Annotated in this window: 9 protein-coding genes and 1 pseudogene; 1 reads left to right on the top strand and 9 read right to left on the bottom strand. The window is 72.7% G+C overall.

What is annotated here, in order from left to right; translation table 11 throughout:
• Positions 1-200: 200 nt before the first annotated feature.
• The gene (locus ABD655_RS04500) at positions 201-1,403 is read left to right on the top strand and encodes a class I SAM-dependent methyltransferase (protein ID WP_344711922.1); all 1,203 of its coding nucleotides are present in this window, start codon (positions 201-203) and stop codon (positions 1,401-1,403) included.
• A gap of 202 nt (positions 1,404-1,605) precedes the next feature.
• On the opposite strand, the gene ABD655_RS04495 is transcribed toward ABD655_RS04500, so the two are convergent.
• The 9 genes and pseudogenes from ABD655_RS04495 to ABD655_RS04455 form a co-directional block, all read right to left on the bottom strand.
• The gene (locus ABD655_RS04495) at positions 1,606-2,466 is read right to left on the bottom strand and encodes a hypothetical protein (protein ID WP_344711920.1); all 861 of its coding nucleotides are present in this window, start codon (positions 2,464-2,466) and stop codon (positions 1,606-1,608) included.
• Positions 2,463-3,533, bottom strand: a complete 1,071-nt coding sequence (gene tsaD / locus ABD655_RS04490) for a tRNA (adenosine(37)-N6)-threonylcarbamoyltransferase complex transferase subunit TsaD (RefSeq protein ID WP_344715670.1) — start codon at positions 3,531-3,533, stop codon at positions 2,463-2,465. The genes ABD655_RS04495 and tsaD overlap by 4 nt, the downstream gene beginning before the upstream one ends.
• A 20-nt stretch (positions 3,534-3,553) precedes the next feature.
• Positions 3,554-4,042 carry a ribosomal protein S18-alanine N-acetyltransferase gene (rimI, locus tag ABD655_RS04485; protein WP_344711919.1) on the bottom strand — a complete coding sequence of 163 codons (489 nt, stop codon included), beginning with the start codon at positions 4,040-4,042 and terminating at the stop codon, positions 3,554-3,556.
• On the bottom strand, positions 4,039-4,698 hold the full coding sequence (gene tsaB / locus ABD655_RS04480; RefSeq protein WP_344711917.1) for a tRNA (adenosine(37)-N6)-threonylcarbamoyltransferase complex dimerization subunit type 1 TsaB: 660 nt from the start codon (positions 4,696-4,698) through the stop codon (positions 4,039-4,041). The genes rimI and tsaB overlap by 4 nt, the downstream gene beginning before the upstream one ends.
• A gap of 209 nt (positions 4,699-4,907) precedes the next feature.
• Positions 4,908-5,411: a tRNA (adenosine(37)-N6)-threonylcarbamoyltransferase complex ATPase subunit type 1 TsaE gene (tsaE, locus tag ABD655_RS04475; protein WP_344711915.1), complete on the bottom strand. Its 504-nt coding sequence runs from the start codon at positions 5,409-5,411 to the stop codon at positions 4,908-4,910.
• Positions 5,408-6,532 (bottom strand): alanine racemase, encoded by a 1,125-nt coding sequence (alr, locus tag ABD655_RS04470; RefSeq protein WP_344711913.1) that lies wholly within the window; start codon positions 6,530-6,532, stop codon positions 5,408-5,410. The genes tsaE and alr overlap by 4 nt, the downstream gene beginning before the upstream one ends.
• 842 nt (positions 6,533-7,374) lie before the next feature.
• A pseudogene (locus tag ABD655_RS04465) lies at positions 7,375-7,734 on the bottom strand (holo-ACP synthase); the annotation flags it as partial.
• Positions 7,735-7,949: 215 nt separating this feature from the next.
• Positions 7,950-9,803: a glutamine--fructose-6-phosphate transaminase (isomerizing) gene (gene glmS / locus ABD655_RS04460; protein ID WP_344711911.1), complete on the bottom strand. Its 1,854-nt coding sequence runs from the start codon at positions 9,801-9,803 to the stop codon at positions 7,950-7,952.
• Positions 9,804-10,470: 667 nt separating this feature from the next.
• Positions 10,471-12,219, bottom strand: a complete 1,749-nt coding sequence (locus tag ABD655_RS04455; protein ID WP_344711909.1) for a DUF4012 domain-containing protein — start codon at positions 12,217-12,219, stop codon at positions 10,471-10,473.
• Between the last annotated feature and the right edge of the window lie 2 nt (positions 12,220-12,221).

Here is a 12,221-nt window from a genome sequence, read left to right as displayed (position 1 = left end):
AGTTGCCCGGCGGCGTATTAGTTAGAGTTTGGGCTTTCCGACGGCCCGCCACATCGGGGATGCCCCCCGCGCCTGAGACCCACCCCCCTGGGGATTCGGGAGGGGGGTGGGTGTTCGAGTAGGGGTACCGGCATCCACCCCCGAACCCCCGTCCGGATCCCGCGCCGTGCCGCGACCCCGCACGAACGTAGGCTTGCCGGGTGGATCTCACCGAGTTGACGGCACTGCTCACCCCCGAGGGGCTGCGGCTGCTGGACTCCACCGACGCCGTCGATTCCACCGAAGACGTCGCCCGCACGGTGTCGAGGCTGCGCAAGGCGGGGCACTCCCCCGAACTGGTCTCCGCCGTCGTCGGCCAGGCGCGGCTGCGCGTGCGGGCTCGCGCGAAGTTCGGCGACTTCGCCGATCGGATGCTGTTCACCCGGGCGGGTCTGGAGCAGGCCACCCGTCTCGCGGTCGCGGCCGGGCATGCCGGCAGGTTCCGCGCGGCCGGCATCACCACTGTCGCGGACCTGGGCTGCGGGATCGGCGGCGACGCTCTCGGCTTCGCCGCGCTCGGCCTGCGGGTCGACGCGGTCGAAGCCGACGAGGTGACCGCCGCGATCGCCGCGTACAACCTCGCCCCGTTCGGGGATGCCGTCACCGTCCGCCACGGCACGGCCGAGGCACTGGCACCGGGGGACGCGGCATCCGATGTCGGCGTGTGGCTGGATCCCGCCCGCCGCACGTCGGGGCACTCCGAGACCGCGCGCGTGCGCCCCGAGGACTACTCCCCCGCGCTGGACTGGGCGTTCGAGCTGGCAGCGCGGCTCCCGACCGGGATCAAGCTGGGCCCGGGCCTGGACCGCGGGATGATCCCCGACGGCGTCGAAGCGCAGTGGGTCAGCGCGGACGGATCCACGGTCGAGCTCGTGCTGTGGTCCGGCATCCTCGCTCGTGAGGGCGTGCGCCGCGCCGCTCTCGTGCTGCGCGGCGACGCGGCGTGGGAGCTGACCTCGGCGACGGATGCCGCGGACGAACCCGTCCGGCCGCTCGGCGCCTTCGTGCACGAGCCGGACGGCTCGGTGATCCGCGCGCGTCTGATCGGCGACGTCGCGCGGGCGCTGGATGCCGGCATGCTGTCGGATCAGATCGCCTACCTGACCTCGGACGCGGCGCTGACCAGTCCGTTCGTCGCGAGCTTCCGCGTGCGCGAGGTGCTGCCGACCGAGGTGCGGGCGCTGTCCCGCGCGCTGCGCGATCGCGGGATCGGGCGGCTCGAGATCAAGAAGCGCGGCGTCGACATCGACCCGGCCGCCTGCCGCAAGCAGCTGAAGCTCCGCGGCGACGGGTCGGCGACCCTCATCCTGACGCGGGTCGGATCCAAGCGGATCGCGATCCTCGCGGACCGGGTGGTCGAGTAGCTTCAACCGGTTTGTGCGGCGGGGGCTGTGGGATGGCGGCGTCAGCCGGGTCGGAGGCGTCCGCCCAATAGTCCGGCGTCAGCAGGCGGCCGCCCAATAGACGCGCGTCAGCCCGCGTCAGCCAAGTCGCCGTGTCAGCCGCGTACCGCGTCAAGCGCGTCAGCCGAAGAGGCGCGTCGGCTGGCGTCAGCCGCGTCAGCCGTCAGCCGAAGAGGCCCAGGCGCGTCGCGGCGAAGAACAGCCAGCCCGCGCTGTACACCACCGAGACGACGCCGAGCATGAGGGCCCAGACCGCCACCGCCCGGCTCTCGAGCGGACGCCGCAGGGCGATGATCGCCGTCACGATCGCGGCCAGGCCGAGCGGAAAGCCCCAGCCGACGAACATCGACACGATGAGCGCGATGACCGCGAACACCATCGCCCACGCCGCCATGCCGCGCGACGGTGCCGCCGGCTCGGCAACGGCCCACTGCACCGGAGCATCGAGATCCGGCGCGGTCACGATCGGTGCGACGCCGACCGGTGCGGTGGGCCAGCGCTCGAAGCCACCGCGGTGCATGCCGGGAAGCGCCGACTCCGCCTCGACGCGCGCCACGTCCGGCGAGGGGGGCTCGACGGCCGCGGGCGTCAGTGCGGGGCGGGATGCCGCGGGGTCGAGCGCCGGGTGAGCGGCGGCGGGTTCGAGCGCTGCGTGGGCGGCGGCGGGGTCCAGTGCCGGGTGAGCGGCGGCGGTCTGCGGGGTCGTAGACGGTGTCGGGGGGAGCGGTGTCGCGGGCAGCGGTGCCGGGGGCAGCGGTGTCGGGGGCAGCGGTGGAGCCGCGCGCAGGAGCGGCGGCGGGGGCTGCGCTGCCTCGGCGGCACGAGTGCCGGGCGCGACGGGAGGATCGGCGATGCCGGAACCCTCCTCGGGACGCGCTCTCGCTTCCCGTCCGGCCCGTCGCAGCGGCCGCCTCGGCGGGGGACTCGGCTCGACACCGGAATCCGCGGCGGCCGCACCCACGCCGGCGTCCCGCGGACTCGCGGTCGCGGCATCCGGAGCCTGGTCGTCCCGTGCGTCGCTCATGCGGCCTCCTCAGCGACCTGGATCTCGGTGACCGGCAGGGTCGAATCCGCGCCGAAACCCCAGGCAGAGGGCTCGTTGCCGGCCATGATCAGCTGTGCGGCGAGGGCCGCGATCATCGCGCCGTTGTCGGTGCAGAGCGACAGGGGCGGGATGCGCAGGGCGACGCCCGCGGCATCCGCTCGTTCGGTCGCGACCTCGCGCAGCCGGCGGTTCGCGATGACGCCGCCGCCCAGCAGCAGACGCGGAACACCGTGGTCGGCGCACGCGGCGAGGGCTTTGGTGACGAGCACGTCGACGACGGCCTCGCGGAAGGATGCCGCGACGTCCGCGATCGGGATCGGCTCGCCGAGCGCCTCGCGCTGTTCGGTCCAGCGGGCGACAGCGGTCTTGAGCCCCGAGAACGAGAAGTCGTAGCGGTGCGTGGCCATGTCGCTCGCCCGCGACAGGCCGCGCGGGAACGGGATGGCGCGCGGGTCACCCGACGAAGCGGCCCGATCGATCTCCGGCCCGCCGGGGTACGGCAGTCCGAGCAGCCGCGCGATCTTGTCGAACGCTTCGCCGGCGGCATCGTCCATGGTCTCGCCGAGCAGCTCGACGTCCGAGGTGAGGTCGCGCACGAGCAGGAGCGAAGTGTGCCCGCCGCTGACCAGCAGTGCCACCGTGGGGTATTCGAGCGCCGGGGCGTCGGCGTCGAGGATGTCGGCGGCGATGTGCCCGACCAGGTGGTTGACCGCGTACAGCGGCTTGCCGAGCGAGACGGCGAGCGCCTTCGCGGCGCCGATGCCGACCATCAGGGCTCCGGCGAGGCCGGGGCCGGAGGTCACCGCGATCGCGTCCAGATCGTTGAGGGACACGGATGCCTCGGCCAGGGCCGCCTCGATCGAGGGGGTGAGCGCCTCCAGGTGGGCGCGCGCGGCGACCTCGGGGACGACGCCGCCGTAGCGCGCGTGCTCGTCCATGCTGGAGGCGATCGTGTTGCTCAGCAGCGTGCGGCCGCGCACGATGCCGATGCCGGTCTCGTCGCAGCTGGTCTCGATGCCCAGGACGAGGGGTTCGACGCGGTTCATCGTCAAAAGTCGGGGATCGATCACGTGCACACCTCCGGATCCGACGTATTGCGTGCGATCCATCCCGCGATATTGACGCGCATGACGAGTGCATCGACGTCGTCGGGCTGGTAATACCGCGGCCGGCGCCCCACCTCGGCGAAGCCCTCCGACACGTACAGCGCCTGTGCGACGGGGTTGTCGGCGCGTACCTCGAGGAACACGTCCCGCATCCCGCGGCGCGCGGCCTCGTCCAGCAGTGCGGTCAGCAGCGTTCGCCCGCGGCCCTTGCCGCGGAATCCTTCGGCCAGCGCGATCGTCTGGATGTCGGCATCCGTCGCGCCGCCGACCGCGCGCAGCCCGCCGTATCCGATGACCCGGCCCGCCTCCTCGACCACGACGTACCAGCCGTGCGGCGACGCGAGCTCCTCGCGCATCATCGCCTCCGACCAGGCGTCGCTCGGAAACGACGCACGCTCCAGCGCCATGATCGCGTCCAGGTCGTCCAGTGTCGCCGCGCGCATCGTCATGCCGTGACCCGCTTCGGTCCGTGCGGCATCGTGACGTCGGGCGAGCGCAGATAGAGGGGCTCGGTCGAGGTGCCGACGCGTGCCGCGGCCACCGCGCGGCCCGCCACGATCGCGATCATCGCGGCGGATACCGCTGCCGCATCGCGGCGCTCCGCGCCCAGCTCGACCAGCCGCCCGTCCAGATCCCCGCGCGGGATCAGCGCGGGCTCGGTGGCGCGCACCGGGAGCCCATCGTCGTCGATCCCCTCGTACACGGTGAACGCGAACTCGCGGCGGCGCGCGTCGGTGACGACGGCGAACCGGGGGACCTCGGTATCGCTGAGGGCGCCGGCCAGGTAGATCTCCAGCGCGACGGCGTCGTGACTGACGACGGGCACGACCGGGATGCCGCGCCCCAGAGCGAAAGCCCGCGCGGCCGCGATCCCGACCCGCAAGCCCGTGAAGGGACCCGGGCCCATGCCGGCGGCGACGTGCGTGAGCGCCTCGGCGGAGGATTCGGGTGAGACGGATGCCGCAGCCAGCGTCGATTGCAGCATCCCGCCGATGACCTCGGCGTGGCCGAGCGGGTTCTCACTGGAACTCTCCGCGAGAACCACCCCGTCGTCTTCGGCCACCGCGACGGCGGTGCCGACGGAGGTGTCGATGGCGAGGATCACGTTTCCAGGGTAGTCGGCGAGCGGCGGGGGGCTCAGCGCCCGGGATCGGGCGGCGCAGCGCGGGCGGCGCGACACCGCACCACGCGCGGCGCGCGGCCGGGCTCATCGACCGGGCGATCAGGCCGGCGCCGCGGGCGGCGTGGGGCGATCGGGCCCCCGACCGCGGCCGGCGAGTAAGGGGGCTCAGCGCCCGGGATCGGGCGGCGGCGCTACGCCCTGCGCGACACCGTCACGACCCGCGGCGCGTCGGCGTCGAGCTCTTGCGCCGCGCGAGACGGGTCGCCGCACATCGTGTCGGCTCCGCGGCCGCCGAGCTCGCGTTCGAGTTCGATCTCCCACCACTCGTCCCGTAGGCCGTCGACCATGCCGCCGCCCCACTCAACGATGACGACCGATCGGTCCACGTCGATGTCGAGGTCGTCCAGCTCGAGGGCCGAACCGAGCCGGTAGGCGTCCACGTGGACGAGCGGCGCCCCTCCGACCAGCGACGGATGCGTCCGCGCGATCACGAACGTCGGGCTCTGCACCGGTCCACGCACGCCCAACCCGGCGGCGATCCCGCGCGTCAGGGTCGTCTTGCCCGCCCCGAGCGCGCCGGTCAGAACGACCAGATCCCCGGGCGACAGCATCCGGCCGATGCGTTCGCCGAACGCCTCCATGTCGTCAGGACTGGCGATCTCGTACCGCCCGACGAGCGGATCCAGCCCGCTCATGCCGACACCTGCCGGCGAGCGACGCGCGGCCCGATGCGCGTGACGATCTCGTAGTTGATCGTGCCGGCGGCCTCGGCCCAGTCGTCGGCGGCGGGGGCGCCGAGCGTGGGGTCGCCGAAGAGGATCGCCTCGTCCCCGACCGCCACCTCGGCATCGCCGACGTCGACGACGAACTGGTCCATCGCGATGCGTCCGGCGACGCGGAACCGCGTGCCGCCGATCGCGACCGGACCGACCCCTGACGCCTGCCGCGGAACGCCGTCCGCGTAGCCGAGCGGCACCAGCGCGAGAGTCGTCTCGCGGTCGGTGCGGTAGTCGTACCCGTACGAGACGCCCTGCCCGGCGGGCACGCGTCGTACCGCGGCGACGGGGGCGCGCAGGGTCATGGCGGGGCGCAGGCCGAGTTCGGCCGAGGACCGCCCCGCGAACGGCGACAGCCCGTAGAGCCCGATCCCGATGCGCACGCAGCCGAGCCGCGCCTCGGGCAGCGCGATCGCGGCGTGCGTCGCGGCGATGTGGTGCAGCGGTGGGGCGAGCCCCGCGGATGCCGCGATCCCCACCCCCTCCTGAAACAGCCGCAGCGCCGCCCGGTCGTCGTCGGCCGAGGCATTGGAGAGGTGACTGAACAGCCCGATCACGCGCAGCTTGCCGATGCGCTCGAGGCGCGCCGCCTCGGCGAAGAGAACACGGAAGTCCTCGGGCGCGATCCCGTTGCGCCCCAGCCCGGTCTCCAGTTTGAGGTGCACCCCGACGGCACGATCAGCGGATGCCGCGGCCGCCGCCTGCAGCAGCTGCGCGAAGTTCGATACGCCCAGCTCGACACCGGCGGATGCCGCCTCGACGAACGAGGTGCCCGGGGCGTGCAGCCACGCGAGGATCGGGGCCATGATGCCGCCGCGGCGGAGTGCGAGCGCCTCGCCGATGTCGGCCACGCCCAGGCGGCTGGCACCGCCCTCGAGTGCGGCGACCGCGGAACGCACGGCCCCGTGACCGTAGCCGTCGGCTTTGACGACGGCGATGATCTCGGAATCCGTGAGCCGCCGCAGGTGCCGGACGTTCGCCGTGATCGCACCGACGTCGATCGTCGCCTCGCGCAGCACGCCGGCGGGCAGGCGGGTCATGCGGGCGTCTCCGTGTCGTAGCGCGCGGCCCGGGTGTCGGGCTGCGCGGGTCGCGTGTCGGGCTGCGCGGGCGGTCGCGGGTCGGCGTGCGCGGGTCGCGGGTCCGCGTGCGCGGGTCGCGAGTCGGCGTGCGCGGGTCGCGGGTCGGCGTGCGCGGCGGGCGGCCCGTGCTGCGCGTCTCGCGGCCCGGGTTCCGCGTCGTGGCCCGCGTTTGTGAGCGGGCCGCGAGACGAATCGCCTGCCGCGACAGCGTTGGCCCCGGCATCCGGACCCGCGACCGGCGTTGCGGCGACCGCTTCGTCGGTGCCGGGTCGGGCGTCGCGCGGCCCGTCGTGCGCGGGTCGCGGCCCGGGTTCGGCGTCGCGGCCCGCGTTTGAGGACGGGCCGCGAGACGAATCGGATGCCGCGACAGCGCTGGCCACGGCATCCGGACCAGCGACACCACCCGCGCCCGCATCCGGCGTCCGCGTCGCGTGCGCGGCTCGCGGCCCCGGTTCGGCATCGTGGCCCGCGTTTGTGAGCGGGTCGCGAGACGAATCGCCCGCCGCGACAGCAGAGGCCACAACGCCACTCGAATCGGATGCCGCGGCAGCGCTGGCCGCGGCATCCGGACCAGCGACACCACCGGCGCCCGCATCCGACGTCCGCGCCGCGTCCGCGGCTCGCGGCCCGGGTTCGGCGTCGTGGCCCGCGTTTGAGGACGGGCCGCGAGACGAATCACCTGCCGCGACAGCAGAGACCACAACGCCACTCGAATCGGGTGCCGCGGCAGCGCTGGCCTCGGCATACGGACCCGCCGCAGCGCGAGCTGCCACAGGAGGGTTCGCCGCGCTGGGGGCCGCGGCATCACCCGAGGATTCCGCGACGACGAACGCGGTCGCGAAGCCGGCATCGTGCGACATCGACAGGTGCAGCCCGGTGATGCCGCGCGCGGCGATGACCGCGGCGGTCGAGCCGGTCAGGGTGAACCAGGGCCGACCGGAGGCCTCCGGCGTGATCTCGATCTCGGTCCAGTGGACGCCGTCCGAACCGCCGAGGGCCTTGATGAGCGCCTCCTTCGCGGCGTAGCGCGCGGCAAGCGAGCGTGGGGAGCGCGTCTGCTCCGCGGGCGAGAAGAGGCGGTCCAGCAGGCGCGGCGTGCGCTCCACCGTCCGCTCGAACCGGGCGATGTCGACGAGGTCGACGCCGATCCCGACGATCACGGTCGACGTCTTTTCAGCACCCCGCCACTTTAGCCCGCGGCATCGCGCCACCGCCGTCCGCCACGGACACCCCGTACCGCCGTCCGCCGCGGCATCCATCTACCGGCCGTCCGCCACGGACACCCCGTACCGCCGTAGCCCGCGGACACCCGCCACCGCCGTCCGCCGCGGGCACCCGGTCTCCCAGGCCGCAACGGGCGGCGAGACCCGAGCCCCTACTCGACCGTGACGGACTTCGCCAGGTTGCGGGGCTGATCCACGTCCAGTCCCTTCGCCGTGGCCAGGCCCATCGCGAAGATGTGCAGCGGCACGACGGCCAGCAGCGGCTCGAAGAGCGGTCCGGCGATCGGGATGCGCAGCACCTCGTCGGCGTGCGGCAGCACGGCAGCGTCGCCCTCTTCGGCGATCGCGATCACGCGGGCGCCGCGCGCACGGATCTCCTCGATGTTCGAGACGACCTTCTTGTGCAGTTCGGCGGACGCGCGGGGCGACGGCACGATGACGAACACCGGCTGGCCGGCCTCGATGAGCGCGATCGGCCCGTGCTTGAGCTCGCCCGCGGCGAAGCCCTCGGCGTGGATGTAGGCGAGCTCCTTGAGCTTGAGCGCACCCTCCATCGCGATCGGGTAGCCGACGTGGCGGCCGAGGAACAGCACGGAGCGGGTGTCGGCCATCCAGTGCGCGAGCTGCTCGATGCGCTCCTGCTCCTCCGCCAGGATGCGGCGGATCTTGTCGGGGATCGCCTCGAGCTCGGCGACGTAACCGGCAGCGGCCTCGGCATCGACCGTGCCGCGGATGCGTCCGAGGTGCAGCCCGAACAGATAGAGGGCGGTGATCTGCGCGACGAACGCCTTGGTCGAGGCGACCGCGACCTCGGGTCCGGCGTGCGTGTAGACGATCGCGTCCGACTCGCGGGGAATGGTCGCACCCTGCGTGTTGCAGATCGACAGCGTCTTGGCGCCGTGCTCGCGGGCGTACTTGACGGCCATCAGCGTGTCCATCGTCTCGCCGGACTGGCTGATCGAGACGACCAGGGTGTCCGGGCCGATCACCGGATTGCGGTAGCGGAACTCGTGCGCGAGCTCGACGTCCACCGGGACGCGCGCCCACTGCTCGATCGCGTACTTGCCCACCGCACCGGCGTAGGCGGCGGTCCCGCAGGCGACGACGATGATGCGCTGGATGCCGGCGAACAGGTCGTCCATCCCATCCAGCTCCGGGATGACCACCTGGCCGCCGCGGGTGCGTCCGAGGACCGTCTTGAGCACGGCTTCGGGCTCTTCGCTGATCTCCTTGGCCATGAAGCTGGTCCAGCCGCCCTTGTCTGCGGCCGAAGCATCCCACAGCACTTCGAACGGCTCGACCTCGACCGCGTTGCCGAAGAAGTCGGTGACCGAGACGCCCTCGGGTGTGATCGCGACGATCTGGTCCTGCCCGATGGCGAGCGCGTTGCGGGTGTGCTCGACGAACGCGGCGACATCGGAGCCGAGGAAGTTCTCGCCCTCACCGAGTCCGATCACCAGCGGGGAGTTGCGGCGGGCGCCCACGACGAGACCGGGGTGGTCCTCGTGCATCGCGAGCAGCGTGAATGCGCCCTCGAGGCGGCTGACGACGGCGCGGAACGCGGCGACGAGGTCTCCGCCGGCGGCCTGATACTCGCGACCGAGCAGCACGGCCGCGGCCTCGGTGTCGGTCTGGCTGCGGAACTCGAACCCTTCGGCGACCAGCTCGGCCTTGATCTCGGAGAAGTTCTCGATGATCCCGTTGTGGATGACGGCGAGCTTGTCGTTGTCGGCCAGGTGCGGGTGCGCGTTGGTGTCGGTGGGTCCGCCGTGGGTCGCCCACCGGGTGTGGCCGATGCCGGTGCGCCCGTCCGCGAGCGGGTGCTCGCCGAGGTCGTCGCGCAGCACCTTGAGCTTGCCGGCGCGCTTGCGCATCCCGAGCCCGCCGTCGCCGTCGATGACCGCGACACCGGCGGAGTCATAGCCCCGGTACTCGAGCCGCGCGAGTCCGGCGAGAAGGATGGCCTGGCTGTCGCGAGGGCCCACGTATCCGACGATTCCACACATGCGCCCAATCCTACGGTCGCGCGGTGCGTGCATCCTGAGCAGCGGCCCAGGACACGGATGCCGCGCCCAGGACACGAATGCCGCGCCCGGGACACGAATGCCGCGCCCAGGACACGGATGCCGCGCCCAGGACACGAATGCCGCACCCAGGACACGAATGCCGCGCCCAGGACACGGATGCCGCGCCCGAACCACCGAACACGCCAAGCCAGCCGCGCAAGCCGGGTCCGGCCGGTCGCACCACCGGGGTCCGGGCGGCAGAAGGCGCAGGCCCCCTCGGCCGGTCCGTGAGGAACGAAACTGCGAGGGGGCCCACTTCCCCCGAAAAGCCTGCCCGAAGCGGCATCGCTGGGGAGCGAACCGCGGTACTGCTGGGGACAGTCGGGGAAGCACGAACGGAGGCGTTTTGAGCATATCGGGCTGAACGCGCGGTCCGTTGACCCGATTTTCCGGCGCGCCCACGGGAAAAAACCCGCCGGAAGAACAATTCGCGCAAAAAGTCCGTGTCCCCCATTTGGTGGACACGGATTCCGGTGTAGTGTGTCTTGCGCTGGCAGACTTATGCCTCTGGGGAAGCTTCGATCTGGCTCTTTCTGTCGACCTTTCGCGAGTGATCTGGGGAGACCTCGCGGACCCTGACCCTGTGCGTGGCCAACCCGAATGGGCACTAGGCACAGGGTCGGGTGCTGTCCGGGGTCTGCGATTCCACCGGCGTCAGGGTCGGCGTGTGCACGAGCACCGGCGCCGGCACAGGCGAGGAAGCCCGGGTCTGCGTGAAACGGAACTGGACGCTCTCGGTCTGGCCGGGCGAGATGTTCACTCGCACCGCGGTGGACGGGTGCCCGTCCGCGACGACGTCGACCGAGGGGAGTCGCCCCTCTTCACCCGTGGCTCCCCCGAACACCGAGCCGACAGGAGCCGCGACGGTCACGGTCGTGCCGATGTCGCCGGCGCCCGTTCCCCACAGGCCACCGCCGGTCATGCTCATCGGGTAGGCCGCCACCGCCGCCGCGTCGGCCGTGTGCGACAGCGTGACCGTCACGACGGACTCTCCCGCACACGAATTCTCCGCACTCAACGCGACGCCGAGGTGCGAGTCCATCTTTCCGCCGGTGGCGTCGTTGAGAAAGACGCCGTAGGCCGAGGGACCGGCCGCGTCAAGGCGGGCCAGCGGCCCGCCCACCGCCGTTGCGGCCAGGACCCGCTGTTCGGCGGACACCGCGCTCCAGACCGACACGCGTCCAGCCGCGACAGGGTCGGCGAGGGCCGCCGCCCAGACCACCGGATCCACGCGCGCGACCAGTGCGGCGACGACGGATGCCGTGACCTCACGCTGCAACGCGGTCTGCGCATCGGAGTCCAGGTGCAGATACGGGTCCACCAGCAGGCGCTGCACGAGTCCGTCCGCGTCCAGAGTGGACCCGTCGGTCAGCGCGACCGGTCCGGTCGCGGCGATCAGCGCCTTCACGACGAGCGGATCGACGGCGATGATCGCGTCGGGCGTCGTGCCCTGGCTTCGTTCCCACCACGCCAGCGCGAGCTGGGCCGAGAGCGCGAAGTCGGCCGGCATCGTGGCGTTCTGCACGAAGCGCCCGACGACGTCGCCGTACAGCGCGACCGTCGCGGCAGGCAGCGGCACGATCGGCGCCGCGAGGTGCTCGAACTGCGACGAATCCACCTGCCGCACCAGCGTGAACTCTCCGTCCTCGGCCCGGATCTCGGCGAAAGTGCCGGTGATCCCACCCCCGGTGCGCAGCTCCGCAGAGTTCTGCAGCATCACCAGGATCGTGCGGGGCCCGTCCGCCCCCGCAAGACCCGGCAGCACGGCGGCAGCATCGGCGAGCCCGTCTGTAGCGGAGGCGAGCGCGTCGATGACCGGCGTCAGCTCGGTCACACCCCGGGCCAGGGGCGCGAGCAGCCGGTCGGTCTGGATCGCGTTCAGCGTGTCGCGTGCCGTCGCGAGCGCCGACGCCGCCGCCGCGAGCGGCTTCTCCTGGGCGCGCAGCGATCCCACGTCGAGCGCGGCCGGCTCCATCGCCAGCAGCGTCTGAGCGGGTTCGGCCACTGCGTCCGCGACCGAGGACAGTTGTTCGGACACGGCCCGCAGCGCCTCGAGATTCGGGCCCAGCCCGGGCACGACCTCGACCGCGCGCCAGATCGGTGTCGAGGACAGCTCGGCGGCGCGGTCGGCGTGCGCACCGATGTCGATCAGCAGCTCACCGATGCGCTCGGAGTCCCGGGCGGATGCCGCGGCCTGCGCCTCGGCGACCATCGGCGCCAGCGCTGTGAGCTCTTGCGACGCCTGCCAGGCGCGCAGGCCCACCCAGCCGGTCGCGACGACCGCGAGGGCGAGGACGCCGCCGCCGACCCCCCACAGGACGCGGCGGCGGCGTCGCCGCACGGCGACGGAAGACACGA

This window comes from Microbacterium terregens (genome assembly GCF_039534975.1).
Lineage (GTDB): Bacteria > Actinomycetota > Actinomycetes > Actinomycetales > Microbacteriaceae > Microbacterium > Microbacterium terregens.
The sequence above is the reverse complement of the archived record's forward strand: the minus strand, read 5'-3'. Positions and strand labels throughout refer to the sequence as shown.